General features: G+C 63.2%; 19 protein-coding genes. 10 read left to right on the top strand and 9 right to left on the bottom strand.

Features of this window, described 5'->3' with window-relative positions; translation table 11 throughout:
• Positions 1–19 precede the first annotated feature (19 nt).
• Both WN982_RS12175 and WN982_RS12170 read left to right on the top strand, forming a co-directional pair.
• Positions 20–703, top strand: a complete 684-nt coding sequence (locus WN982_RS12175) for a hypothetical protein (RefSeq protein ID WP_341312257.1) — start codon at positions 20–22, stop codon at positions 701–703.
• Between the two features lie 150 nt (positions 704–853).
• Complete coding sequence (locus WN982_RS12170) at positions 854–2,038, top strand: cystathionine beta-lyase (protein ID WP_341312256.1); 1,185 nt, start codon at positions 854–856, stop codon at positions 2,036–2,038.
• Between the two features lie 294 nt (positions 2,039–2,332).
• Here the strand turns inward: WN982_RS12170 and serB are convergent, their stop codons facing one another.
• Positions 2,333–3,172, bottom strand: a complete 840-nt coding sequence (gene serB / locus WN982_RS12165) for a phosphoserine phosphatase SerB (protein WP_341312255.1) — start codon at positions 3,170–3,172, stop codon at positions 2,333–2,335.
• 237 nt (positions 3,173–3,409) lie between these two features.
• Here serB and WN982_RS12160 point away from each other — a divergent pair, with 237 nt between their 5' ends.
• A complete protein-coding gene (locus tag WN982_RS12160) occupies positions 3,410–4,657 on the top strand; it encodes a cytochrome P450 (RefSeq protein WP_341312254.1) in 1,248 nt (415 codons plus the stop codon).
• Positions 4,658–4,722: 65 nt separating this feature from the next.
• On the opposite strand, the gene WN982_RS12155 is transcribed toward WN982_RS12160, so the two are convergent.
• Positions 4,723–5,676, bottom strand: coding sequence for a LysR substrate-binding domain-containing protein (locus WN982_RS12155; protein ID WP_341312253.1), 954 nt, complete (start codon positions 5,674–5,676; stop codon positions 4,723–4,725).
• Between the two features lie 171 nt (positions 5,677–5,847).
• Here WN982_RS12155 and WN982_RS12150 point away from each other — a divergent pair, with 171 nt between their 5' ends.
• Positions 5,848–6,864, top strand: coding sequence for a zinc-binding alcohol dehydrogenase family protein (locus WN982_RS12150; protein ID WP_341312252.1), 1,017 nt, complete (start codon positions 5,848–5,850; stop codon positions 6,862–6,864).
• Positions 6,865–7,199: 335 nt separating this feature from the next.
• Complete coding sequence (locus WN982_RS12145; RefSeq protein ID WP_341312251.1) at positions 7,200–7,763, top strand: DUF6013 family protein; 564 nt, start codon at positions 7,200–7,202, stop codon at positions 7,761–7,763.
• Positions 7,764–7,783: 20 nt separating this feature from the next.
• Here the strand turns inward: WN982_RS12145 and fetB are convergent, their stop codons facing one another.
• Complete coding sequence (gene fetB, locus WN982_RS12140; protein ID WP_341312250.1) at positions 7,784–8,590, bottom strand: iron export ABC transporter permease subunit FetB; 807 nt, start codon at positions 8,588–8,590, stop codon at positions 7,784–7,786.
• On the bottom strand, positions 8,587–9,297 hold the full coding sequence (locus tag WN982_RS12135; protein WP_341312249.1) for an ATP-binding cassette domain-containing protein: 711 nt from the start codon (positions 9,295–9,297) through the stop codon (positions 8,587–8,589). The genes fetB and WN982_RS12135 overlap by 4 nt, the downstream gene beginning before the upstream one ends.
• Before the next feature lie 171 nt (positions 9,298–9,468).
• On the opposite strand from WN982_RS12135, the gene WN982_RS12130 reads away from it, so the two are divergent.
• On the top strand, positions 9,469–11,946 hold the full coding sequence (locus WN982_RS12130) for an AsmA family protein (protein ID WP_341312248.1): 2,478 nt from the start codon (positions 9,469–9,471) through the stop codon (positions 11,944–11,946).
• Positions 11,947–12,803: 857 nt separating this feature from the next.
• Here the strand turns inward: WN982_RS12130 and WN982_RS12125 are convergent.
• Positions 12,804–13,298 carry a hypothetical protein gene (locus WN982_RS12125; RefSeq protein WP_028196609.1) on the bottom strand — a complete coding sequence of 165 codons (495 nt, stop codon included), beginning with the start codon at positions 13,296–13,298 and terminating at the stop codon, positions 12,804–12,806.
• A gap of 390 nt (positions 13,299–13,688) precedes the next feature.
• On the opposite strand from WN982_RS12125, the gene WN982_RS12120 reads away from it, so the two are divergent.
• The 3 genes from WN982_RS12120 (at position 13,689) to WN982_RS12110 (ending at position 17,920) form a co-directional block, all read left to right on the top strand.
• Positions 13,689–15,299, top strand: coding sequence for an ATP-binding protein (locus tag WN982_RS12120; RefSeq protein WP_341312247.1), 1,611 nt, complete (start codon positions 13,689–13,691; stop codon positions 15,297–15,299).
• 89 nt (positions 15,300–15,388) lie between these two features.
• On the top strand, positions 15,389–15,868 hold the full coding sequence (locus WN982_RS12115) for a response regulator (protein WP_325047697.1): 480 nt from the start codon (positions 15,389–15,391) through the stop codon (positions 15,866–15,868).
• Between the two features lie 78 nt (positions 15,869–15,946).
• Positions 15,947–17,920 (top strand): response regulator, encoded by a 1,974-nt coding sequence (locus tag WN982_RS12110; protein ID WP_341312246.1) that lies wholly within the window; start codon positions 15,947–15,949, stop codon positions 17,918–17,920.
• A 123-nt stretch (positions 17,921–18,043) separates the two neighbouring features.
• On the opposite strand, the gene mscL is transcribed toward WN982_RS12110, so the two are convergent.
• The 4 genes from mscL to mfd all read right to left on the bottom strand — a co-directional run bounded on the left by mscL (position 18,044) and on the right by mfd (position 24,581).
• Positions 18,044–18,481, bottom strand: coding sequence for a large conductance mechanosensitive channel protein MscL (gene mscL / locus WN982_RS12105; protein WP_341312245.1), 438 nt, complete (start codon positions 18,479–18,481; stop codon positions 18,044–18,046).
• Between the two features lie 98 nt (positions 18,482–18,579).
• Entirely contained in the window at positions 18,580–19,614 is a 1,035-nt protein-coding gene (locus WN982_RS12100) for a threonine/serine dehydratase (RefSeq protein ID WP_341312244.1), read from the bottom strand.
• Between the two features lie 55 nt (positions 19,615–19,669).
• Complete coding sequence (gene argE / locus WN982_RS12095; RefSeq protein WP_341312243.1) at positions 19,670–20,947, bottom strand: acetylornithine deacetylase; 1,278 nt, start codon at positions 20,945–20,947, stop codon at positions 19,670–19,672.
• A gap of 151 nt (positions 20,948–21,098) precedes the next feature.
• Positions 21,099–24,581: a transcription-repair coupling factor gene (gene mfd / locus WN982_RS12090; protein WP_341312242.1), complete on the bottom strand. Its 3,483-nt coding sequence runs from the start codon at positions 24,579–24,581 to the stop codon at positions 21,099–21,101.
• Between the two features lie 121 nt (positions 24,582–24,702).
• On the opposite strand from mfd, the gene ispD reads away from it, so the two are divergent.
• Positions 24,703–25,416: a 2-C-methyl-D-erythritol 4-phosphate cytidylyltransferase gene (ispD, locus tag WN982_RS12085; protein ID WP_341312241.1), complete on the top strand. Its 714-nt coding sequence runs from the start codon at positions 24,703–24,705 to the stop codon at positions 25,414–25,416.
• Positions 25,417–25,424 lie beyond the last annotated feature (8 nt).

Raw genomic sequence — 25,424 nt, 5'->3', positions numbered from 1 at the left:
GCACCAAGGAAGGAAACGGATGCAGGAATTGAAAGCGATGAAGGGCGCGGTGCGTCGGCGTGGTTGGGCAGGTTGTTCAGTCCCCCAGGGGGACTTCCTTCGGGGCGTAGTGAGCGTCGCCGCATTGCTGTGTGCCGGTGCAGCGGCGTTGATGCCGGCGCAGGCATGGGCGGAAAGCGACGCGGTGAAGGAATTGGCGGCGCCGCCGCCGATTCAGTTGCCGCTCAAACCAAGCCCCGAATTCGCGAAGTTCCCGCGCTACGCCGGTATGCTGGGTTCGCGTCAGATCGTGCTGCGGCTCGGCGCGAAAACCGACGATCCGGCCGGCGTGCACGGCGAGTATCAATACACCGATACCGGCGAAGTGATCCTGATCGCCGGCGACCGCGACGGCGATGTGCTCGAAGTCGAGGAGTCGAACGACGGCACGCATATCACCGGGAACTGGGTCGGCAAGTTCGCCGCCGATGGTTCGGTCACTGGCGAACGGATGAACGTCGACGATTCCAGTCCGCTGGCGTTCGATCTGAAGCCGCTGGCAGCGGGGCAGGCAGTGCCGGCTGCTACGGCTGCTGGCGCTGCCGCGAACAAGGCGGCGCCGCCGCCGCCGTCCGCAGGCGCCACCGCCGCCGCTGCACCGGCCTCGGCGGCAGGCGGTGGTCACGCGGTGGGCGGGGTCAGCAACCTGCAAACCGGCGAGTAAAGTTGGCTGCCCCACGGGCCTGATGGCTCGCGCGCCGTCAGCCAGGCGAAATCCCGCCGGCTCGTCTACTCTTGCGTGTGCGGCGCGTGGCAGATCCGCGCGCGATCTGCGTCTTGATTCGTCTCCGTCTGGTTCTTACCTACATTCACCATGACCCAATCCAAACTCAAACGCGGTCTGCAAACCCGCATCGTGCGCGCCGAGGATCAGCTCACGCCGGGCTTCGAGTCGTTCTCGATGCCGGTCATGCGGGCTTCGACGGTCGTGTTCCCCGATCTCGCGACGATGCGCGCGCTCGACTGGAAAAACGACGCGCAATGGCGCTACGGCCTGCACGCCACGCCGACTTCGCTCGCGCTGGCGCAGCGGCTCGCCACCATCGAAGGCGGCAATCATGCGTTGTTGCAACCGTCGGGGCTGTCGTCGATTTCGAACGTGTACTTCGGCCTCGTCAAGGCCGGCGACGACGTGTTGATTCCCGATAACGTCTACTCGCCGAACCGCGATCATGGCGACTGGCTGGCGCGCGATTTCGGCATCACGGTGCGTTACTACGATCCGATGATCGGCGCGGGCATCGCCGATCTGATCCAGCCGAATACGCGTTTGGTCTGGCTGGAAGCGCCCGGCTCGGTCACGATGGAAGTGGCCGACGTGCCCGCCATCACCGCGGCGGCGCGAGCGCGCAACGTCGTCACGGCCATTGACAACACGTGGTCGGCGGGGCTCGGGTTCCGGCCGTTCAATCACGGCGTCGATATCTCGGTGCAGGCGCTGACCAAGTACCAGTCGGGCGGCGGAGACGTGCTGATGGGCGCGACCATTACCGTCGACCGCGAGTTGCATCTGAAGCTGAAGGCTGCACGTATGCGCATGGGCATCGGCGTGTCCTCGGACGACTGTTCGCTGATCCTGCGCAGTCTGCCGACCATGCAACTGCGCTTCGAACAGCACGACCGCGCGGCGCTTGGCCTTGCCAAATGGCTGAAGGCGCGGCCGGAAATCGCTGCGGTATTGCACCCGGCGCTGCCCGATTGTCCAGGGCATGAATTCTTCAAGCGCGACTTCACGGGCGCGGGTGGCCTGTTTTCCGTCGTGTTCGATGGACGTTACAGCGCGGCGCAAATCGATACGTTCTGCGAGTCGCTGGAACTGTTTTCGCTCGGCTGGAGTTGGGGCGGCGCGCACAGTCTCGCGATGCCGTACGACGTCGCGTCGATGCGCACCGCAGCGCAGTGGCCGCACCGCGGCACGCTGGTACGGTTTTATATCGGACTGGAAGAGGAGGCCGATTTGCGCGCGGATATCGAGCACAGCCTGGCGGCGCTGGGTTGAACGCCTGAGCGTTTCGGCAATCTGTCATGCAAGCCCATCGGGACGCGGTTCCGATGGGTTTTTATTTTGTCAATATAAACAGCAGGCCTAACCATTCGACCGAATGGTCGACGCCGGATCTCGACGCTACGACGGTGTGCATAAGGCTTCGATCGGATGTGCTGGTGGGCGGGCGGCGTGTTTTTCTCCTGCCTGGTCTTCATGACCGCAGCGCTTGTCATAGCGTCGCACAACAAGTGAGTCCGAGGCGTGCGCCGGCTGTCGCGCTCTGCCGGCCGGCGCATCGCCAGCGCATTAAAACAACCGCAACAACCCATCCAGCCCAACATGGTTGAAGGCCACGCTAGCGGCTTCGCGCACCACCGGCTTCGCACGGAACGCGACGGATAGGCCTGCTGCGGCCATCATCTTCAGATCGTTCGAACCGTCGCCCATTGCGATCGCGCGGGCCGGTTCGATGCCCAGTTGAGCGCACGTGTCGCGCAGCGTGCGTGCCTTCACGTCAGCGTTGACGATCTCGCCGCTCACCTTGCCAGTCAACTTCCCGTCCACGATTTCGAGCGTGTTGGCGTGCGTGAAATCCAGACCAAGCCGAGCCTTCAGTTTTTCGGTAAAGAACGTGAATCCGCCAGACACCAGCAGCGTTTTCAAACCCGCAGCCTTCGCACCGGCCAGCATCCGTTCCGCGCCTGGCGAGAGCTGCAGCCGCTCTTCATAAACGCGTTCGAGCGCGCTGGCGTCGAGTCCTTTGAGCAGTGCCACGCGGCGTGTCAGGCTTTCATTGAAGTCCTTGATTTCGCCGCGCATCGACGCTTCGGTGATAGCGGCCACTTCGGCCTTCAGCCCGCAGAAGTCGGCGATTTCGTCGATACATTCGATCGTGATCAGCGTCGAATCCATGTCCATCGCGACCAGCCCGAAATCGCGCAACTGGCGGCCTGCTTCGACAAACGCGTAGTCCAGTTGATGGGTGCCGCAATAGACCTCGAGATCGGCGCGCTGCGAAACGGCGGCGTCGGCGATGCGAATCGCGTTCGCGTCGATGACGCTGGCGTGCGAGCCGCGCGCGAGCGCAATGAGCGTTTTATGATGGTCGGCGGACAGGGGCGCGGGGCTTTGGATGACGAGGTTCATTGACGGCGCAGTGACGCAGGAAGGGACGGGCGCGCGGCGCGCGCGGAAAATCCCGCTATTGTAACGGTTCGGCGCCATGCAGCCCGCGTGCAACCGTCAGGCGCCCGGTTCATACTGGCGCATCGAACGACGCCCCTGCATCCATTGCGCTCATCGAACCGATTGCGTCCACCCGGCGGCGCATGGCATACCGCGTGCATTGGACCAGCCACGAGGCGCACCACACGGAGACAACCGATGACCCCGGCGACCGCTACCGACGCGCTCACCCTTGCGCGCGACTTCGATCTGCGCCACCTGAGCCCGGCTTTCTACGCCAACCCGTACCCGATCTACCACGCGCTGCGTATGCATGAGCCCATCAAGCGCATGCCGGACGGATCGCTCTTTCTGACGCGTTTTCGCGACGTGCAGGCGGTCTACCGCGACCCCAAAACCTTCAGTTCCGACAAGACGGTCGAATTCAGGCCGAAGTATGGCGATTCGCCGCTCTACACGCATCACACAACCAGTCTCGTCTTTAACGATCCGCCGCGGCATACGCGGGTGCGCAAACTGATCGCCGGCGCGCTGACGGCGCGCGCGATCGCGGCGATGGAGCCGGGCTTGGTCCGCCTCGTCGACGGCTTGCTCGATGCCGCCGCGGGGCGCGGCCGGATCGACCTGATCGGCGAATTCGCGTCGGCGATTCCGGTCGAGATCATCGGCAATCTGCTGGATGTACCGCACGCGGAGCGCGAGCCGTTGCGCGGCTGGTCGCTGGCGATTCTCGGCGCGCTCGAGCCGTCGCTGAGCGACGCGCAGCTCCAACGCGGCAACCGTGCGGTTGGCGAGTTCGTCGGCTATTTGCAGGATCTGGTGGCGCGGCGCCGGCGCGAACCCGGCGATCCGCAGCATGACGTGCTGACGCGCCTGATCCAGGGCGAAGGGGACGGCGAGCAATTGTCGGAAGTGGAGTTGCTGCAAAACTGCATCTTCATTCTGAATGCCGGTCATGAGACGACCACCAATCTGATCGGCAACGGCCTCGTCACGCTGACTGACTGGCCGGAGCAACGCGCGGCGCTGCTGCGCGAACCGTCGCTGATCGACACGGCGGTCGAAGAATGTCTGCGGTTCGAGAGTTCGAATCAACTCGGCAACCGGATGACTACCGTCGATACGGAGATCGGCGGCGTCGCGGTGGCGGGCGGCACGCCCGTCACGCTATGCATCGGCGCGGCCAATCGCGACCCGGAGCAGTTCGCCGAGCCGGATCGCTTCGACATCCGCCGCGATCCGAACCGGCATCTGGCGTTTGGCTTCGGCATTCATCAATGCGCGGGGCTGTCGCTTGCGCGCCTCGAGGCACGGATCGCGATCGGGCGCTTTGTGCAGCGTTTTCCGGCGTATCGTCTCGACGGCGCGCCGACTCGCGGTGGGCGCGTGCGGTTTCGCGGTTTCGCCGCGGTGCCGGTTGAGCTCGAACCGGCGGACCGTGCCTGACGCTGAAGCGCATTAGTCGAACCGGCGACGCTCGATTCCGTGTTTGCCCCGCGATCCGCTGCGCCTCAGTCAGGCTCTGCGTCCCAATACGGCGGATCGCCGAAATGCGCGGAAAGGAACTCGATGAACGCCAATGTCTTGGGCGGCACGAACGCCCGGCTCGGATAGACCGCCCAGATTGCGACCTTCTCCGCGAGCGGATAGGTGTCGAGCACGCTGACCAGTTCACCGCTGCGCAGATACGGGGCAACGTCCCATGTCGATTTGAGCGCGATGCCGAAACCGGCCAGGAGCGCGTCGCGAATCACTTCGCCGTTGTCGGTGACGAGGCGCCCGCTCACACGCACATCGAGCGGACCGGCGGGCGTCACGAACGCCCAGTCGCGCTGGTCCGAGAGGATCACGCATTCGTGCTGTGTCAGGTCCGAAGGATGATGCGGCGTGCCGTGAGCGGCGAAATAGGCGGGCGCTGCGCAGATCACGCGGCGGTTTGCCGCGAGACGCCGCGCCACCAGCGACGAATCCTTCAACACGCCGACCCGGATCGCCACGTCGATGCCCGCATCGACCAGATCGACCAGTTGATCGGTCAACCGCAAATCGACGCTCACGCCGGGATAGCGACGCAGAAACTCGCTGATCACTGGTGACACGTGCTGCCGCCCGAACGACGACGGCATCGACACCCGCAAGCGGCCCTGCGGTTCGGCCTGGGCGCGACCGACCGAGGCGCGCGCTGCAGCGGCCGCATCGAGCAGCGTCTGGGCGCGCGTCATGAACACTTCGCCGTCCTGCGTGAGACTGATATGGCGCGTGGTCCGGTGCAGCAGGCGCGCGCCGAGCAGCTTTTCCAGTTGCGCGATCCGCGAGCTCGCCACCGCCGCCGACAAGCCGAATTCGCGGCCGGCCGCCGACAGATTGGCCAGCAAGGCCGCCCGGACGAACAACGCGACGTCGAGCAGATCGAGGCGCTCCCGGTCGCGGGGCCTAGGTGGCGCGGGATGAGCAGGGTGATCCATTCTTCTGAAATTCAAAAAGATGTTTCAGTCATTATGGCTGTTTTATGAGAATAAGAACCGGCTTACGATGACGTCAAGGCGATCGGAGGCGGCGTCGGCGGTGAGGAGCACCAGACGCCACCCGCAAAGTTCGCCAGTCCTTCAACCCCATCTGAACGAACAGGAGTTGTGATGAAAGCAGTCGGTCTCTATCGTTATTTGCCGATCGATCAAGCCGAAGCGTTGATCGATGTCGAAATCCAGAAACCCGAAGCCACCGGCCGTGACCTGCTGGTGAAGGTCGAAGCGATCTCGGTCAATCCGGTCGATGCCAAAGTACGCGCCCCGAAAGACACCGTCGAGAAAGAGCCGCGCATACTCGGCTGGGACGCCGCCGGTACGGTGGCGGCGGTCGGGCCGGATGTCACGCTCTTCAAGGTCGGCGATCCGGTGTTTTATGCCGGCAGCATCACACGGCCGGGCGCCAATAGTGAGTTCCATCTGGTCGACGAGCGCATTGTCGGGCGCATGCCGGCGTCGCTCGATTTCACCCACGCGGCCGCTTTGCCATTGACCGCGATCACCGCGTGGGAAGCGCTGTTCGATCGCCTTGGCGTATCGCCGCAAGGCGCGGACGAGGGCCGCACGGTGCTGATCATCGGCGGTGCGGGCGGGGTCGGCTCGATCGGTATCCAACTGGCCAGGCAACTCGCGAAGCTGAACGTGATCGCGACCGCCTCGCGTCCCGAATCGGCGAAGTGGGCGACGGAGTTGGGCGCGGATCACATCATCGATCACTTCGGCGATATGCCGGCGCAGTTGAAGAAGATCGGCATCGACCAGGTCGATTACGTGCTGGTGTTCAACGACACCGACAAGCACTTCCCGGCGGCGGCCGAAGTCGTCAAACCGCAGGGCGGCATTTGCACGATCGTCGAAAACGGCAAGCCGGTCCCTGTCGAACTGTTGAAGGCGAAAAGCGCCGCGTTCCATTGGGAGTTCATGTTTACGCGTTCGATGTTCGGCACGCCCGACATGATCGAGCAGCATAAGCTGCTGACCGAAGTCGCGCGTCTGGTCGATGCGGGCACGTTACGCACGACGGTCGGTCAGGATCTCGGCAAGATCAACGCCGAAAACCTGCGCCGCGCGCATCAACTGCTCGAACAGGGGCGTGCGATCGGCAAGCTGGTGCTGACGGGTTTCTAAGCCGCGCGTAGTCCGATAACCGAGCATGGCCGGCCTCGCAAATGCGTCGCCGGCCATGTGTCTTTCGGAGAGGACCCAACGGGAGGTCGGGGCAGGGTGTAAGGGGCGAATCGTTGCAATCAGCCGCGAATCGCACACGCAGAAAACGCGTCACCGCAAGCGGGTTAACACCCGATTCGTATGAAGCGCGCGCATGGCCGCTTGGCGTTAGACTGGTAGGGCATCATGCTAAAACAGTTGCGTGTCTCGTGGTTCGCCCGGCCGGTCGCCATCAGGCTGGAGTCAGGCAGTAGCGCTTAAGCGAGCGCGCAGCGGCACAACAACGAGGTGACAGTATGAGCTCGAGCTTCAGATTTTCCGCCGTTTCGCTTGTTGCTTCTCTCGCCTGCGCTTTGGCGCCCGGCGCGCTCGTGCCGGTGGCCCATGCGGCCACGCCGATCACGGTCACGTCGCAGGCCGCTACCGATGGTCCGATCCGCTATACAGTCCGCGTCACGTCGAAACAGTTCGGCAATTCACAGGAAACGCGCACGATCCGCTCCGGCGAATCGGATGACTTCACGTGGAAGACCGTGCCGCCGGGTGGGCCGGTCCCTGCGGCTGACACCTGTCCGAATTACGCATCGCTGCCGGTCGATACCAACGGCGCGATGATTCGTCAGACGCAGATCCGCTTTGCGCCCGTGGTCGCCAGTGACGGCACCGCGACCGTGCAACTGAGCTTCCAGGCGCAGACGCCGCACGGCGTCAAGACGGTGACGAGCGCCGGCAAAACGCTCAAGTGTCCGAACGACGTGAGCATCAGCCAGATTCTGCGCTTTACGATGCCGACCAACGGCAGCACGAAGACGCTGACGCTCACCGATGGCACCCAGGTGGCCGTATCGGCGAAGCGTTGAGTCGTGCGCGGCGAAGGTAGTCAACGCTGCGTCGCCGGCCGCTCCACCAGCCGCGCGGCCAGAAACCGATGCTCGGCCGAGAAGAGCCGCCGGTAGGTCAGCAGCACCGCGCCCACCGTCCCCAAAGCCGACGATGCCGCGATCAGAAACATGATCACAATCTGATAGCGCACCGCCTGCAACGGCGACTGACCGGCCAGCACCTGGCCGGTCATCATGCCGGGCAAACTCACCACGCCGACCACCGCCATCTGATTCAGCGTCGGCATCATGCCCGCGCGCACGGCCTGCCGCGCCGGCGCCTGCGCCGCTTCCCAACGCGTCGCGCCGAGTGCGAGCACCATGTCGACGCGGTCGCGCCGCGCGGTCAATTCCTCGGTCATCCGTTCGATGCCGAGCGACACGCCGGTCAACGTATTGCCGAGGATCATGCCGAGGATCGGGATCGCATATTGCGGCTCGTACCACGGATGAATGCGAATCACGACGAAGAGTCCGACCGCCGCCACCAGCCACGAACTGACCCAGATCGACAACACGCTGTCCACACGTTGCCCGGCATAGGTGCGGTTGCCGCGGTGTGCGCCCGCGAAGCCGGCGATCAGCGTCATCACGATCATCAACGGCAGCACCACGAACCAGTGGTCATAGCGGAACACCCAGCCGAGCACATAGCCAATTGCCAGCAACTGCAGCACGGTGCGCGCTGCCGCCCACGCCAGCGTGCGTTCGAGGTCCAGCTTGAGGGCCACCGAGACCACGCCGTTCACGACAATCAATAACGCAGCAATCGCCACGTCCCAGAGGCTCAGGTTTTGCAATGTCATTGGTCGAACTCCTGATGAGCCTGCGTCACGGCTGATTCGTCGAGCACACCGGCGCGCATCGTCAGATGCCGCTCGCTCATGCGTACAGCCTGCGCCGGATCGTGCGACACCCACACCGATGCATGCCCGCCTGGATCGGCATCGAACCACGCGTGCACCAGGCCCTCGATCGCACGCGACGATTCCGGGTCGAGCGATGCGGTCGGCTCGTCGAGCAGCAGGACTTCGGGCGCCAGTTGCAAGACACGGATCAGCGCGGCGATCTGCGCCTCGCCGCCGGAGAGTTCGCTCGCGCGCTTGTCGAGGAAATCGCCGCCGCGCCCGGCCTGAGCGGCGAGGTTCGCAGCACGCGCCTGGTCGAAGCGGACATCGCGATACGTACGCAGCTCAAACGGATAGCGCAGATTGTCTTCGACGCTGCCGTCGAGGAGCGCGGGCCGTTGCCGGATATACGCGACGTTGCGCCGGTAACGGGGAATCGCGGCGCGCTCGACCGGCGCGCCGTGCCACATGACGCGTCCTGCATCCAGCGGATCGAGCAGGGCCAGTGCGCGCAGAAACACGCTTTTGCCAGACCCCGACGGCCCGGTGACCGCGACTCGGTCGCCCGCCTGCAAGGCGAAATGGGTCGGCTGCAGGAGGCTTTGCCCGCGCAGCGCATCGCGCCGGGCGATGCCGTCGGCAAGGACTAAAGGAACATCGTTCATGAGCGGATTTGTTGTGGGGTTTTGCATTTTCTCGGGCGTGGCCGTGACGTCGCTGTGACATTCCCATCACACGCGACGTGCACTTGAGCTGTGCGGCATGATAAAACGGCAACTATCAGGCACGATACGTGCTGTCAGTTGCATAACCAAGAAGAAACCGCGGAGCCTTCAATGGCAGTGTCGAGCACAATCGGAAGACGGATCGGGAAAATCATCGCATGGCTGATGGGGATCATCGTCGTTCTGATTGCTGCGCTGGCGATTTTTATTCTGACCTTTGACTGGAACCGGGCTCGACCGTGGGTCAACGACAAAGTCACGCAGGCGATCGGCCGGCCGTTCGCGATCACCGGCGATCTGAAAGTAGGGTGGCGGCAGCCGGCGGGCGAGGCCGGTTGGCGTGGCTGGGTGCCCTCGCCGCGTTTCTCGGCGGCCAACATCACGGTGGGCAATCCGGAGTGGAGCAAACAGCCGCACTTCGCGACGCTCGACGAGATCGACTTCGAGGTCAAGGTCTTGCCGCTGCTCGCGCACGACATCGTGATTCCCGCGATTAACCTCGTGAATCCTTCGGTCGACCTCGAGCGCCTGCTCGACGGAAGCAATAACTGGACCTTCAAGTTGCCCGCTTCGACCGGGCCTTCGGAATGGAAGCTCGATCTGCACGACATCGCGTTTGCGAAGGGCAATGTCGCGCTGTCGGACCAGCAGAAGAAGATCGAGATGCAGACCGTCATCGATACGCTCGGCCAGCCGATTCCGATCGGCGAGGCGATGAAACAGCAGGAAGAGGCGTCGCGCAACGCGTCGGCGGAGGCGGTCGGCAAGGCGGGCGCGAGCAAGCTTGCCGCGCAGGCGAGCGCCGCGGCGGCGTCCGAGGCAGCAGCGGCTTCGGCGGCGGCAGCTTCCGGCGCCGCGTCGACGGACGTTCATGCTTCGGCTGCGACAGCGGGCGCAGGCGCCTCGGGTGCGCTGGTCGCCGGCGGTTCAAAGGAGCCAGGCAAAGCGGCAAGCGAGGGCGCGAGCGGTGCAGCGGCCGCATCGGCATCGACCGCTGGCGGGACGAGCACGGCGGGCAGCGCCAAGCCGGCGATTCCGCCGTATGCGATTGGCTGGACCATCAAGGGCACCTACAACAAGACGCCGCTGTCGGGCAGCGGCAAGGTTGGCGGCGTGCTGGCGTTGCAGGATGCCAACCGGCCATTCCCGGTGCAGGCCGATGTCAAGGCCGGCGATCTGCATGTCGGACTGGTTGGCACGATTACCGATCCGGCGCATCTCGCCGCGGTCGACCTGCGGCTCTGGCTGCAAGGCGACAGCATGGCGCGGCTCTATGCGCTGACCGGCGTGACCTTGCCCGACACGCCGCCGTATGTGACCGAGGGCCGTTTTGTCGGTCAGTTCAGGGCCGGCGGCAGCATCTTCAAGTATGAAAATTTTACGGGCCGGGTAGGTGCCAGCGATCTGAATGGTTCGCTGATCTATACGGCGCGCGAGCCGCGTCCGCTGCTGGAGGGTGAACTGGTGTCGCACCTGTTGCAATTCGCCGATCTGGCGCCGGTGATCGGCGCGGACTCGAACGCGAGCAAGGCGAGGCGCGGCGACACGACGCGACAGCCCGGCAACAAGGCGCTGCCGGTCGAAGAATTCCGCACCGACCGCTGGAAGGCGATCGACGCCGACGTGAAGTTCACCGGCCGCCGCATCGTCAAGGACGTGAGCTTGCCGATCACCGATCTGTACACGCACGTCATCCTGACTGACGGCGTGCTGTCGCTGGAGCCGTTGAAGTTCGGCGTGGCCGGCGGCACGCTGGCATCCGACATTCGTCTGGACGGCAGCACGGCGCCGCTCAAGGGGCGCTTCTCCACATCGGCGCGCCATCTGAAGCTCAAGCAACTGTTCCCGAACTTCAAGACCATGCAAAACGCGCTTGGCGAGATCAACGGCGACGCGGCGCTGAGCGCAACCGGCAATTCGCCTGCAGCGTTGGCTGCGACTTCGAACGGCGAGGTGAAGGCGCTGATTACCGACGGTACGGTGAGCCGCCTGTTGATGGAGGCGGCCGGCCTGAACGTGGCGAACGTCGTCTACGAAAAGCTGTTTGGCAATCGCGACGTGAAGATCAACTGCGCCGCGGCCGATTTTGTCGCGACCAACGGCGTGCTTGATACGCGCGTCTTCGCGCTCGATACGGACGATGCGGTGATCGACATCGACGGTAACGTGAATTTGCGCGACGAATCGATGGACCTTGGCGTGCATCCGCATACCAAGGGTTTCCGGGTGTTTTCGCTGCGCTCGCCGTTGTATGTGAAGGGGACTTTCAAGGATCCCCATGTCGGGGTTGATGCTGCCGCGTTGGCATTGCGAGGCGGTGCTGTTATCGGACTTGGGTTGATCAATCCGTTTGCAGCGTTGATTCCATTGCTCGCGCCTAGCAATAGTAAGCCGTTGGCTTGTAATCAGTTGCTGTCGCAGGTGAGGCAGGCGCCGACCGCGCCGCCGCCGGGGCAGAAGCAGCTGCCTAAAGCTGCTATTTCATTAGACGGTGTGGTGGGTAATAAGTCTGGTTCTTCGCCTGCTGTGAGTGGTAAGAGGCCGGCTGTTGGGGCGCCGGCTAATGCGGCTGAATATAAAGGGAGTTGATTTTTTTGTTTGCCTTCGTGGTGAAGTTTTTTTGCCTTTGGCGGCGGCATTGTCTGTGCGCCTGCGGTGTTGGCCTTTCCTTGATTTCTTAGTGGTCTATTAGCGTCGCCCCTGTGCGGGGCAGGCACTTACTTTCTTTGCGCCGCAAAGAAAGTAAGCAAAGAAAGCGGCTTCACACCGCCAATTCTTAAGCGGGTCCCCTGGCTTGGAGGAGGCAGTGGAGCATCTGGAATCGGTGCCCTCGCACACTCCGCCCTGGTGACAAGGCAGTCATTCTTCCCGCCTCGCACTGCGTGCTCGCCGGAACGGTCTGCCAGGCAAACCAGGGGCTTCGTTTGCGCGCGGTGGGTGCCATCGGCTTCGCCTCGGCGAGCCGCCGAATGACTTACGGTTTGGAAGTGCCGCTAGTACGCTAGAGAAGACTCGCGGTTTTATGAAGTACCGCAGGGCGTCAGACGTGGCGGGCGGTTTGATGAAGTAGCGTAGCGTGCCAAAAATGGCAGGCGGTTTGATGAAGTACCGCTGCGGCGCGCGTAGCGCCGCCGGAAGTATGACGGCCTTGTCACTCACGCCGAATGCGCGAGAACACAGATTCCAGATGCTCCACTGCCTCCTCCAAGCCAGGGGACCCGCTTAAGAGTTAGCGGTGTGAAGCCGCTTTCTTTTGCCTACTTTTCTTTGCGGCCGGCAAAGAAAAGTAGGTGCCCCCCGCACAGGGGGAACGCTAATAAACCAATATCAAATCAAGAAAAGGCCAACGCCGCAGGCACACAGAAGAATGCCGCCGCCAAAGGCAAAGAAAAAAAAGTCACCACCCCAGGCAGACAGAACAAAATCCGCCTGAAAGGCAAAAAACCTTACCTCAAAGACCGCGGAGCGGCATCCCCAGCGGCATCCTGCCGCCGAACCCCCCTACGGGCGCCACCAACCCGGGTGGCTCCAAACTCCGTCAGGATCTTCCCCCTGGCCCGGCTGGCAAAGACCAAAAACCCAAACCCATCGGCCTCATACCAATACCCGCCGTTCTCCAGCCCATCGAGCGGCTGTTCCAACGCATTGGTAATGGACTCAATACAACGCCGCCGCAACTCAGCCGGCGCCGGATAAGGCGGCTGCGCCCCTCGCACGCTGCACAAAAGGACATCGAGCCCTGGCAGCACATGCGCATAGAGCACCGGTTCATCCTGCGCGCGAGCGCGCGCAATCTTGGTGTCGAGCTGACCGAATGGTTTGAAATGCCGCAGCACCGCGAGGAACGACTCATCGCCGTCCACCTTCGCGCGTCTACGCTTTTTCGGGAAGGACATAAAAATTCGCCTGAAAAAGAATTGCAAGAAACGCAGCGTCCTCATGCGACCACTCCCGGCTTCGCGCGCCGCACGTCGATCTTTTATAGCATACGACAAGGCCGGATTCACGGTGATTCGACGACTGCGCCGTCACACCGCCTCCCGCACGAATCATGCCGAATCGCCTCGCCGCGCGCTTTCGCTTCCCAACACATCTGTTTCCATCATAGACGCACGCGCCGCCGAAAAAACACATGTGATCAATAAAAAAGTCATTTTTATGTGGGCGAGCCCATCTTGCCTCTACGTTGAAATATCTCACATTCGCGTCGATAATGGCCCGTCCGGCTGCGCCGCGCCGTGCTCGCCGTCCGGCACCGCGGCCCGGCAGCATGGTCAGGCGGCAAGCTGTCCTCGCGTGCCGCCGGGGCCTGAGTGACCCATTGGGCGAACATGAAACTTTTCACCAAGGGTCTGCTGCTGATTGCAGTGCCGAGCGTGGTCGAGCTGGCGCTCCTGGGCGTCGTCTTCGATACCCAGGAGCAAACGGCGCAGGCCGCGCAGTGGGTCGCCAACAGCAAGCAGATCCTCTATCAGTCGTCGGCCATTGTCGATCCGCTGCTGCGTCAGGCCGCGCGGGTGCGCACGGGTATGGTCGTCGGCGATCCATTGTTTATTGACCGTCATACAGTGTGGGTTGAGCTCGGCGACCGGCTTGCGCACCTCGAGGCGCTAGTCGCCGATACGCCGCAGCAAGTCCGGCGCGTGCGCAAGATGCAACAGGCGATCGAAGCGTATCGCGCGCAGACCGCCGCGATCTCGCAGGCGCTACATGCGCGGCGCAGTCTGAATTCGTTCGCCGCGCTGGAAGGCGGTGCGCTGCCTCAGCAGATCGCGCTGTTCCGCGACGAACTCGCTGCGTTCGACAAAGAGGCGTCGCGGCTCGACGCCGAGCGCGACGCGTCTCTCGCGCGGCGGCGCGAGCGCCAGCAATATGCGCTGATCGCCGCGGTGATCGGCTCGATGCTGATCTGGGCAGCCACCGCCGTGGTGTTTGCGCGCAGCATCGGCCGGCGGCTGGAAGTGTTGACCGATAACGCTGAACGTCTGGGCAACGGGCGGCCGCTCGCGGCGCCGCTTTCCGGCAACGACGAAATCGCCGCACTCGACGCGGTGCTTCATCAGACTGGCGCCCGTTTGCGCGAGGCGGAAGGCAAGCAGGCCATGCTGAAAGCGCGGCTCCAGGCGCGTGCACAGGAGCTCGCGGGCGTCAACGAGGAGTTGCGCCAGGAAACGCAAGACAACGAAATGTTCATCTATAGCGTGTCGCACGATCTACGCTCGCCGCTGGTGAATCTGCAAGGTTTTTCGAAAGAGTTACAGGTGTCGTGCGACGAACTGCACAGGACCGTCGAGGCGGCCAACTTGCCGCAAGCCGAGCATCGACGCATGGTGCATATCCTCGACGGCGACGTGCGGGAGTCATTGCAATATCTGCGTACCGCGGTGACGCGGGCCGCGGCGATCATCGACGCGCTGCTGCGCATTTCGCGTGCCGGCCGGCTCGAATATCAGTGGCAGCGCGTGAGCGTCGGGCGAGTGGTGGGCCGGGTGGTCGATGCGCTGCAGGGCGCGATCAAGCAGCGCGCGGCGGTGGTCACCGTGCGCGAGTTGCCGCCCGCGTGGGGCGACCCGGGCGCGATCGAACAGATTTTCAGTAACCTGATCGGCAACGCGCTCAACTATCTCGACCCGGTGCGTCACGGGCGCATCGAGATCGGCGCGCTGGAGCCGGAACCGGTGGACGAAAAGGAGCCGGGCGTGCTGCGCACCCGCACCTATTACGTGCGCGACAATGGACTCGGGATTCCGGCCGCGTATATGTCGAAGGTGTTCCGCGCGTTTCAGCGTCTGCACGGCGACGTCGCGAGCGGCGAGGGCATCGGGCTTGCGGTGGTGCGGCGCATGGTGGAGCGGCACGGCGGCCGGGTTTGGGTGGAGTCGGCGGAAGGCGCGGGGTCGACCTTTTTCGTCGTGCTGCCGGAGCAACCGGCGCGCCATTGAAGTGCTATCGAATTGAGATCGGCAGCCGGGGCAATAGTGGGGATACTTAGAAACAATATGCGTAAACGAATCGCCGGTACGGAGGGCATATGAGTCACGGGGAGACGGTCAGCATCGTGCTGATCGAAGACGACGACGGCCACGCAACGCTCGTCGAGCGCAATTTGCGCCGCGCCGGTATTTCGAACGGTTTCGTGCGTTTTCGCGACGGTCAGCAAGCACTCGATTATTTTTTCGGCCCCGCGCCGGCCGACGCCGCCGCGAGTCCCTATCCGCCACGCGAAGATCTGACGAATTTCGTCGTGCTGCTGGATCTGAAGATGCCGCGCGTCGATGGTTTCGAAGTGTTGCGGCGTTTGAAGGATTCGCCGCAGACCGCCGCGGTGCCGGTTATCGTCCTGACCACGACCGACGATCCGCGCGAAATCGCGCGCTGCTATGAACTCGGCTGCAACGTCTACATCACCAAGCCGGTCGAGTACGATGCGTTCATCGAAGCGGTGCGGCGTCTCGGCTTTTTTCTGCAGGTGGTCAAGCTGCCGCCCGGTCATCGGCTGGCGGCGCCATGACGGGCGCCTCTTGGCAGACGCCCGAAAGCCGCCCGTTACAAACATAGCTACACCAGACCTAGCCAAAGAAGATTGCGCATGACCCCAGAAGTATCCACGCTGCCCGCCGCGTATGTGCTGGTCGTCGACGACGACGAAGGTATTCTGCGGCTCGCGCGCAAGTCGCTCGAGCGCGCCGGCTGCCGGGTGGCGATCTGCGCCGGTGTCGAGGCGGCCCGCGAGCGGCTCGCCGCGAGCTCTCCCGACCTGCTGGTGCTCGATTACCAGCTCAGCGGGCCGGAGACCGGCCTCGACTTCTTTCGCCGCTTGCGCGCTGAGGGCGTGCGGATTCCCGCCATTCTCGTGACTGGTTTCACTGACGAATCCCGCGTGATCGAAGCGTTGCGCGCGGGCGTGTCCGACGTGGTGCCGAAATCCGGCGATTACCTCGATTACCTGCCCGAAGCCGTCGAGCGGGTGCTGTCGCAAGTGCGCTTGCAGAAAGCCTCGGACGAAGCCTTGCTGCTGCGCGATCGCGAACAGCATTACCGGACCTTGTCGGAAGCGTTGCCGCACCTTGTGCTGACCTGCAACGCCGAGGGCGATTGCGATTTTCTGTCGAAGCAGTGGTTCGACTACACGGGGCTGGCCGAAAGCAGTTCATACGGCCTCGCATGGCTCGACGCCGTGCATGCAGACGACCGCGAGGAAATCCGCAGCACCTGGCTCAGGGCGGTGAAGAGCGGTGCCGGCGACTATCGGCACGAACTGCGGATTCGCCGCCACGACGGCGAATATCGCTGGTTCGACGCCCGCGTGGTCGCCATGCGCGACGCCGACGGCAACGTCAGCAAATGGTTCGGCAGTTGCACGGACATTCATCCGCAGCGTGAAGCGATCGAGGAGCGCGAACGCCTGCTCGCGTCGGAGCAGGCCGCCCGCCAGACCGCCGAAGAGGCCAACCGCGCGAAAGACCGCTTTCTGGCGATGCTGTCGCATGAATTGCGCACGCCGCTTACGCCGGTACTGGCCGGCGCCAGCGTGCTGGAGATGATTGCGGATCTGCCCGAGCAGGCGCGCGCGAGTGTGCGCATGATCCGTCGCAACGTCGAACTCGAAGCGCGGCTGATCGACGACTTGCTCGACCTCACGCGGGTGGCGAACGGCAAGCTGCGCCTATCGCTGGAAACCGTCGACGTGCACGACGTGCTCGACAGCGTGCTCGAACTGTTTCGCAGCGAGATCCAGGTCAAGCAGCAGGACGTGCACGTGCACAAGAACGCGCAGCACCATTACGTGCTGGCCGACCGTGCACGGCTGCAACAGATGTTGTGGAACCTGATTCGCAACGCCGCCAAGTTCACGCCGGACGGCGGCCATATCTACGTGCGCACGCGCGACGAACGCATGCACGTGCAGATCTCGGTTGAAGACACGGGTATCGGCATCGAACCGGAGCAGATCGGCAAGCTGTTCAACGCGTTCGAGCAGGGCAACCAGAACATGACGCGGCAGTTCGGCGGGCTCGGCCTCGGCCTTGCGATCACCAAGGCGCTGACCGACGTGCATGGCGGCACGGTGATCGCGCAAAGCCCGGGCGCGCATTGCGGCGCGACTTTCACGATCACGCTGCCGACCGCCGCGAAACCTGCCGAAGCGCCCCTCGTGAGCGCACCGGCCGAAGTGCATGCGGCAGGTCTCCTGACCATTCTGTTAATTGAGGACCACCTCGATACCGCGGAGGTGATGGCGCAGCTGATTCGCGGCCTCGGACATGACGTGACGGTGGTCGGGCGCGTGGACGATGCGCTGGCCGCTACTCAGGCGCGCACCTTTGAGCTGGTGATCAGCGACGTGGGTTTGCCCGACGGCACAGGCCTCGATTTCATCAGGGCGTTCCGCGAGCATTCGGACGTGCCCGCGGTTGCGTTGACAGGCTTCGGCACCGACGAAGACGTGCGCCGTTGTCTGAGCGCCGGTTTCACTTCGCATTTGACCAAACCGGTCAATTTCGGCCAGCTTGAAACGATGATCGAAAGCGTGGCGAATCGGAAGGCGCAGCAGGACGAATAGTGCACCGGATGGACATTTTCGCGCTGCGTGCGGGTATGTTGAGCGCACGATAAAAAAGGCCTGCTGCGAGTCAATCGCAGCAGGCCTTTTTATTGGACCCGGCTGATGTGCCGGGTCCAATGCTTAATGCGCCGGGTTCTTCAGGGAATCGCGGATTTCGCGCAGCAGCAGCACATCTTCCGGCGGCTCGGCCGGCGCGGCCTCAGCCGGCTTGCGCAGATTGTTGATGAACTTGACCATCAGGAAGATGATGAACGCGAGGATGATGAAGTTGATCAGGACGGTGATAAACGAGCCATAACCGAATACGGCAACGCCTGCCGTCTGCAAGTCTTTATACGACTCTGGGCTACCTTTGAAGCTGGCCGGAATATCGCCCAGACGGACGAATTTATTGGAGAAATCGAGGCCGCCGGTAGCAAGTCCGACAACGGGCATGATCAGGTCTTTAACAATCGAATTGACGATGGTGGAAAAAGCACCGCCGATAATCACACCGACGGCGAGATCCATCACGTTGCCCTTGAGGGCAAATTCCTTGAATTCCTTGATCATGCTCATAGAGGTTCCCCCTGAAAATTGATACCCGAATGATACCAAGCTCAGAAGGATAGACTAGTCCCTTAGCCGGGAAAGGCGTTATGGATTGTTAAATGGGATTAAACCGGAGACTCCGGCGTCAGCGAGCGAGCCCGTTCGATGTGTGCGGCAAAACTGACCGGGTCAGTGTTGGTGCCGCATAGCAGAACGCCGACACGCTTGCCTTGCAGCTTTTCGCGCAACGGTCCGAGCAGCGCCGCCGTTGCGGCGGCGCAGGCCGGTTCGACCGCTAGCTTAAGTTGTCCGAACAAGATCAGCATGGCCGAGCGCAGTTGATCGTCCGATACGGTGACGAGCTGGTCGATGTGCCGGCGGCATAGTTCGTAGCTGTATTCCTCGGTGTGCGGCGCCATCAGCGAATCGGCGATGCTGTGCATGGGGCCCATCTTGACCGTGTGATTGGCGGCGAAGCTCTTGCCCATCGCATCCGATCCTTCGGGTTCGACGCCGTACACATGCACACGTGGATTCGCGAGCCTCATTGCCGTGGCGACGCCGGCGGCGAGGCCGCCGCCGCCGATCGGCACGATCACCGCTTCGAGGTCGGGCGTTTGCGTGGTCCATTCGTAGCCGAGTGTGGCCGAGCCCAGCACCGTGCGATAGCCGTTGAACGGATGCACGAAGTAGCGGCCTTCCTCCGCCTCGATACGGCGCACCAGTTCGAACGCTTCGGCGAGGTTTTCCGCGAACACGATCTCGGCACGGTACTGCCGGCACAACGCGACACGCGCCGGATTGGCCGCGCGGAACAACACCACCTTCGCGCTGATGCCAAGACGCATCGCCGCATAGGCGATCGCCACTGCATGATTGCCGCCCGATACGCAGGTGACGCCCGCGCTGCGTTGCGCTTCGTCGAGCGCCAGCAGGTTGGTGAACGCGCCACGGGCCTTGAAGCTGCCGCCCGCTTGCAGCAGTTCGAACTTGAAGTTCACCACCGTGCCTTCCAGCGACGGAAAGTCGAGCCGGTCGAACACCGGCGTTCGCGTGACCCACGGCGCCAACGCAAAATGCTGCGTGGCGATGTCGTCGAGCGTAGGGATCGGCTCGCCGTCGATCGTATGGTCGGTGTGCTGCGGCGTGGCGGTTGACATGGCGTGGGCGTAGTTTTTGTCGATATGCGTAGGACTCTTGTCGAGCCGCTCAGTTTCAGTGCGCGTGTGCGTCCCCCAAGAGGACTTCCTTCGAGGCGTCGACCGACATGCTGTGAATGAATTTTTGCAGGAAGCGCTCGCAAGCGACAAGCTGATCGAGCGCGACGAATTCGTTCGCTTTGTGCGCCTGCTGGATGTCGCCAGGCCCGCACACGATACTGGGAATTCCCGCCAGCGAGAACAGCCCCGCCTCCGTGCCGTATGCCACCTTGCGTTTGTCCTGGTCGGCGGTCAACGCCCGCACGAGTTGCGTGATGGCCGCCTGTTCCGACGAATCGAGCCCGGGCGCCGCGGCGATTTTAGTGATCTCGATGGCCGCCAACGGATGCTCGCGCAACATTTTCGGCAGCAGCGTTTCGCGCGCGTATTGTTCGATGCGCGCGAAGATCGGTTCGGGATCGAGCGTGGGCAGATTGCGGAATTCGAACTGGAAGCGGCATTCGGCCGGCACCGTGTTGATCGCATTGCCGCCGGTGATGGTGCTGGTTTGCGCGGTGGTGAAGGGCACGTCGTACAGCTCGTCGAACGGACCTTGCTCGCGGAACTGGTCGGCCATATCGCGGATGTAGCAGATCAGGCGCGCGGCGTATTCGATTGCGTTCAAGCCCTTTGGCGTCAGCGACGAATGGGCGGCCTGGCCGCGCACGCAGCATTGATACGCGTTGATGCCCTTGTGCGCGACGATCGGGCGCATGCTGGTCGGCTCGCCGACGATGCAGCCGTCCGGCTTCACGCCGCGCTTCATCAGGTCTGCAATCAGCAGCGGGGCGCCCGCGCAACCCACTTCTTCATCGAACGAAAGCGCGAAGTGAATCGGCTTCGCGAGCCTCGCGCGCTGCATCTCGGGTACTAGCGCAAGCGCCGCGCCGATGAAGCCTTTCATGTCGCAGGTGCCGCGCCCGTATAGTTTGTCGCCGCGAATTTCCGGCTTGAATGGATCGCTGTCCCATTGCTGGCCGTCGACCGGCACGACATCCGTGTGACCCGATAGCACCACGCCGCCGTTGGTCTCGCCATCGTGCGCGGGAATCGTCGCGAAAAGGTTGGCCCATTTGCCGCTGTCGTCGTGGGTGAGCGTCGCTTCGATACCGACGGCGCGCAGTTCGTCGCGCACGGTTTCGATCAGGCCGAGATTCGGATTGCGGCTCACCGTGTCCATTGACACGAGGCGGGTGACCCAGGGAAGCGAGGCAGGGACCGAAGCAGGCGAGGAGGAGTTTGATGCGGAGGCGGGCGTTTGCGAGGACTGCGCTGATTCAGCGACGTGAGACATGGCGAGACTCCAGCATTTGAGTCTTTCGATCATACCCAAAAAAAACACGGCCGTATGCTGCGGCGCGCGTTTTGCGCACCGCAGCATGAACGTAAAACGGCTAGACGTGGCGCGTTTTTTTTAATCGCGCGCTATCGAACGCTATGGCACCCTATCGCGCGGCAGCAGCGGCGGCCGTGCCGCGGCTGGGCGCTCCGAGCGCGCGCAAGGTTTCTTTCACCGTCGCGACCCGAACGGCCAGATCCGGGCTGCGCGTTTCGATACGCAACTTGTCCTGGCCGGCGAGCTTGATGTGCTTATGCTTCTGGACCATCTCGATGATCCGCATCGCGTCGATCGGCGGATTGGGGATGAATTGCAAACCGATCACGGCTTCGCCCGCATCGATCTTCGAAATCCCCAGCGGCTTCGCCGCCAGCCGCAGACGATGCGTTTCCACCAGCGCATGCGCTTGCGGCGGCAACTTGCCGAAGCGGTCGATCAACTCTTCGTGAATGCCGTCGATCGAATCGTTGTGTTCGCAGTTCGCGAGGCGCTTGTAGAGCGACAGACGTTCTTGCACGTCGCCGCAATAGTCCGCGGGCAGAATCGCCGGTGCGTGCAAGTTGATCTCGGTGGTCGCGGCAAGCGGCGCGGTGAGGTCGGGCTCCTTGCCTTCCTTGAGCGCCTTCACGGCGTCGTTCAGCATGTCGGTATAGAGCTGGAAACCGATTTCGTGAATCTCGCCCGATTGCTTGTCGCCGAGCACTTCGCCCGTGCCGCGAATTTCGAGGTCGTGCATCGCCAGATAGAAACCCGAACCGAGTTCCTCCATTTGCTGGATCGCTTCGAGCCGGCGCTGCGCCTGCTTCGTCAAACCTTGCGGATCGTGCACCAGCAGATACGAATACGCCTGGTGATGCGAGCGGCCCACGCGGCCACGCAGCTGATGCAGCTGCGCAAGACCGAATTTGTCGGAGCGATGAATCAGAATCGTGTTGGCGCTCGGCACGTCGATACCGGTTTCGATAATCGTCGTGCACAAGAGCACGTTGGCGCGTTGCGCGACGAAGTCGCGCATCACGCGTTCGAGTTCGCGCTCATGCATCTGTCCATGCGCGACCGCGATACGTGCTTCGGGCACCAGCGCTTCGAGCATCTGCCGGCGATTCTCGATCGTCTCGACTTCGTTATGCAGGAAGTACACCTGGCCGCCGCGCTTCAGTTCGCGCAGCATCGCTTCGCGGATCACGCTCTCTTCCTCGCGACGCACGAAGGTCTTGATCGCGAGGCGCTTTTGCGGCGCGGTAGCGATCACTGAGAAATCGCGCAAGCCTTCGAGCGCCATGCCGAGGGTACGCGGAATCGGCGTGGCGGTGAGCGTCAGCACGTCCACTTCGGCTCTGAGTGCCTTCAACGCCTCTTTCTGACGCACGCCGAAGCGGTGTTCCTCGTCGATGATCACGAGCCCGAGGCGCTTGAACTGCACATCCGACGACAGCAGCTTGTGCGTGCCGATCACGATATCGACACTGCCTTCGTTGATCTGCTGGATCGCCGCGTTGACTTCCTTGGTCGACTTGAAGCGCGACAGTTCGGCGATACGCACCGGCCAATCGGAGAAGCGATCGCTGAAGGTTTGCGTGTGCTGTTCGGCGAGCAGCGTGGTCGGCGAGAGCAGCGCGACCTGCTTGCCGCCCATCACCGCGATGAATGCCGCTCGCAACGCCACTTCGGTCTTGCCGAAGCCGACGTCACCGCAAACGAGGCGATCCATCGGCTTGCCGCTCGTCATGTCGCCGATCACGGCGGCGATGGCCGCGGCCTGGTCCGGTGTTTCCTCGAAGCCGAAGCTCTCGGCGAACTTCACGTAATCTTTCGGTTCGAGCGCGAACGCGTGGCCTTCGCGTGCGGCGCGACGGGCGTACAGGTTCAGCAGTTCGGCTGCGGTGTCGCGAATCTGCTGCGCGGCTTTGCGTTTGGCCTTTTCCCACTGCCCGGAGCCGAGCGAGTGCAAGGGCGCGCTTTCCGGATCGGCGCCGCTATAGCGCGAGATTACGTGCAGTTGCGCGACCGGCACGTACAGTTTGCTTTCCCCGGAATATTCGAGGTGCAGGAACTCGGTTTCGCCTTCGCCGAGATCCATGGTGACGAGGCCCATATAGCGGCCGATGCCGTGCTGCGCATGCACGACCGGATCGCCGACCTTCAGCTCGGACAGGTCGCGCACCATCGAATCGACGTTGCTCGCCTGTTCCTGGCGACGGCGTCCCGCGCGGCGCGCGAGCGGTCCGTATAGCTCGGTTTCGGTGATGATCGCGATGCCGTCGAGCGGCACGGCAAAACCGTTGGCGAGCGGCGCGACGCCTAGCGAAAAACGCGCGTCGCTGATGAGCCAGTCCTGGAAGCTGTCGCTCGATGCGGGCTTCAGATGATTGTCGGCGAGCAGTTGCAGCAGCGTTTCGCGACGGCCTGCGGATTCGGCCGCGAACAGCACGCGGTTCGGCGTGGTGTCGAGATAGGCGCGCAATGCCGACACCGGATCGTCGGCGTGACGATCGATCGCGAGGTTCGGTAACGGCAAGGACCAGCCGCCGCCCGCGTTGGTGGGCAGCACGAGCCGCGCGAACGGCTTGGCGAACGTGAAGAAATCTTCGTCCGACAGAAACAGGCGCTGTGGCTCCAGAATCGGCCGGTCGCGATCGTGCGACAGGAAGTTGTAGCGCTGCTTCGTGTCGTTGGTGAAGCGCTTGATTGCCGCGTCCAGATCGCCGACGAACGCCAGTTGCGCGCCCTCGGGCAGGTAATGGAACAGCGTGGCGGTGTCGTCGAAGAAGAGCGGCAGATAATATTCGATGCCGGCCGACGGCACGCCGTTGCCGATGTCCTTATAGATCGACGCGCGGCTCGGGTCGCCTTCGAAGGTTTCGCGCCAGCGGCTGCGGAAGGCGGTGCGGGCGGCTTCGTCGAACGGGAATTCGCGGCCCGGCAGCAGACGCACGTCTTTCACCGGATAGAGGCTGCGCTGCGTGTCAGGGTCGAACGCGCGAATCGAGTCGACCTGGTCGTCGAACAGGTCGATCCGGTACGGCAGCGGCGAGCCCATCGGATAGAGATCGAGCAGCGAGCCGCGCACGCAGTATTCGCCGGGACGCACCACCTGGCTTACGTGTTCGTAGCCCGCGAGCGTCAATTGCGCTTTGAGTTTGGCTTCGTCGAGGCGCTCGCCTTGCGAGAACGAGAACGTGTAGCCGGCCATGAACGACGCGGGCGGCATCCGGTACAGCGCGGTGGTGGCGGGTACCAGCAGGATGTCGCAGCGGCTCTCGCCGAGATCGTGCAGCGTGGCGAGGCGCTCGGACACCAGGTCCTGGTGAGGCGAGAAGGTGTCGTAAGGCAGCGTTTCCCAGTCGGGCAGCAAACGCACGCGTGCCTCGGGCGCAAAAAAGCCGATTTCCTGCGACAGACGCTGCGCATCGACGGCGCTTTCGCAGACGACCGCCAATAGCGGCATCTTCTCGCGGTAGGCGAGATGGTAGCGGGCGATCAGCAGCGCATCGGACGAGCCGTGCGTGCCGTCGAAGGCGAAACGCTGGCCGGCCTTGACGGGCGCGACGGGCGGAGAGTACTGCGATGATGCGGCGATGTCTGGCATAGAAGAGAAAAGGCGGCCTCAGGCTCACACGTGATCGGCAAGTTTACGCGTGTCGGGGCGTGGATGCGAAGGACCTATTATAAAATCCGTCCTTTACTTTGACTTCGCGGCATCCGCACTCGTGACTTCCCGCCTATTTGCCCTGATTCCGTGCGCAGGCACCGGCAGCCGTTCCGGCGCCGCGATGCCCAAACAGTATCGCACCGTTGCCGGCCGCGACATGTTGCATTACTCGCTGGCCGCGTTCGACGCGTGCAGTGAGTTTGCGCAGACGCTGGTCGTGATTGCACCTGACGACCAGCACTTCGACGCTCGCCGTTTCAGCGGCTTGCGTTTCGCCGTGCGCCGTTCCGGCGGGGCTTCGCGCCAGGCGTCGGTGCTGAACGGATTGCATGCGCTGGCCGAATTCGGCGCCCACGACGACGATTGGGTGCTGGTGCACGATGCGGCACGGCCGGGCATTACGCCTTCCCTGATTCGCACGCTGATTGGCGCGCTGAAGGACGATGCAGTGGGCGGCATCATGGCGCTGCCGGTGGCGGATACGTTGAAGCGTATCGATGCGGGGTCTTCCGATGGACGGATTGCCCGGACCGAGGCACGCGATGGTTTATGGCAAGCGCAGACGCCGCAGATGTTCCGTATCGGCATGTTGCGTGAAGCAATTCTGCGGGCGCAGGCGGACGGTCACGATTTGACCGATGAGGCGAGCGCGATCGAGTGGCTTGGGTACGCACCGAAGCTGGTGCAGGGTAGCTTGCGCAACTTCAAGGTCACTTATCCGGAAGACTTTGATCTGGCCGAGGCGATTCTTTGCCGGCCGCCGGCTTCCTGATTGACGGT

Origin of the sequence: Paraburkholderia sp. IMGN_8 (assembly GCF_038050405.1) — a bacterium.
In the GTDB taxonomy this organism is placed as follows: Bacteria; Pseudomonadota; Gammaproteobacteria; order Burkholderiales; family Burkholderiaceae; genus Paraburkholderia.
The sequence above is the reverse complement of the archived record's forward strand: the minus strand, read 5'-3'. Positions and strand labels throughout refer to the sequence as shown.

What these genes read in the sequence shown, in the direction of transcription:
- WN982_RS12175 (WP_341312257.1), top strand. Translation starts at nt 20, where the DNA reads ATGCAGGAATTGAAAGCGATGAAGGGCGCGGTGCGTCGGCGTGGTTGG.
- WN982_RS12170 (WP_341312256.1), top strand. Translation starts at nt 854, where the DNA reads ATGACCCAATCCAAACTCAAACGCGGTCTGCAAACCCGCATCGTGCGC.
- serB (WP_341312255.1), bottom strand. Translation starts at nt 3,172, where the DNA reads ATGAACCTCGTCATCCAAAGCCCCGCGCCCCTGTCCGCCGACCATCAT.
- WN982_RS12160 (WP_341312254.1), top strand. Translation starts at nt 3,410, where the DNA reads ATGACCCCGGCGACCGCTACCGACGCGCTCACCCTTGCGCGCGACTTC.
- WN982_RS12155 (WP_341312253.1), bottom strand. Translation starts at nt 5,676, where the DNA reads ATGGATCACCCTGCTCATCCCGCGCCACCTAGGCCCCGCGACCGGGAG.
- WN982_RS12150 (WP_341312252.1), top strand. Translation starts at nt 5,848, where the DNA reads ATGAAAGCAGTCGGTCTCTATCGTTATTTGCCGATCGATCAAGCCGAA.
- WN982_RS12145 (WP_341312251.1), top strand. Translation starts at nt 7,200, where the DNA reads ATGAGCTCGAGCTTCAGATTTTCCGCCGTTTCGCTTGTTGCTTCTCTC.
- fetB (WP_341312250.1), bottom strand. Translation starts at nt 8,590, where the DNA reads ATGACATTGCAAAACCTGAGCCTCTGGGACGTGGCGATTGCTGCGTTA.
- WN982_RS12135 (WP_341312249.1), bottom strand. Translation starts at nt 9,297, where the DNA reads ATGAACGATGTTCCTTTAGTCCTTGCCGACGGCATCGCCCGGCGCGAT.
- WN982_RS12130 (WP_341312248.1), top strand. Translation starts at nt 9,469, where the DNA reads ATGGCAGTGTCGAGCACAATCGGAAGACGGATCGGGAAAATCATCGCA.
- WN982_RS12125 (WP_028196609.1), bottom strand. Translation starts at nt 13,298, where the DNA reads ATGAGGACGCTGCGTTTCTTGCAATTCTTTTTCAGGCGAATTTTTATG.
- WN982_RS12120 (WP_341312247.1), top strand. Translation starts at nt 13,689, where the DNA reads ATGAAACTTTTCACCAAGGGTCTGCTGCTGATTGCAGTGCCGAGCGTG.
- WN982_RS12115 (WP_325047697.1), top strand. Translation starts at nt 15,389, where the DNA reads ATGAGTCACGGGGAGACGGTCAGCATCGTGCTGATCGAAGACGACGAC.
- WN982_RS12110 (WP_341312246.1), top strand. Translation starts at nt 15,947, where the DNA reads ATGACCCCAGAAGTATCCACGCTGCCCGCCGCGTATGTGCTGGTCGTC.
- mscL (WP_341312245.1), bottom strand. Translation starts at nt 18,481, where the DNA reads ATGAGCATGATCAAGGAATTCAAGGAATTTGCCCTCAAGGGCAACGTG.
- WN982_RS12100 (WP_341312244.1), bottom strand. Translation starts at nt 19,614, where the DNA reads ATGTCAACCGCCACGCCGCAGCACACCGACCATACGATCGACGGCGAG.
- argE (WP_341312243.1), bottom strand. Translation starts at nt 20,947, where the DNA reads ATGTCTCACGTCGCTGAATCAGCGCAGTCCTCGCAAACGCCCGCCTCC.
- mfd (WP_341312242.1), bottom strand. Translation starts at nt 24,581, where the DNA reads ATGCCAGACATCGCCGCATCATCGCAGTACTCTCCGCCCGTCGCGCCC.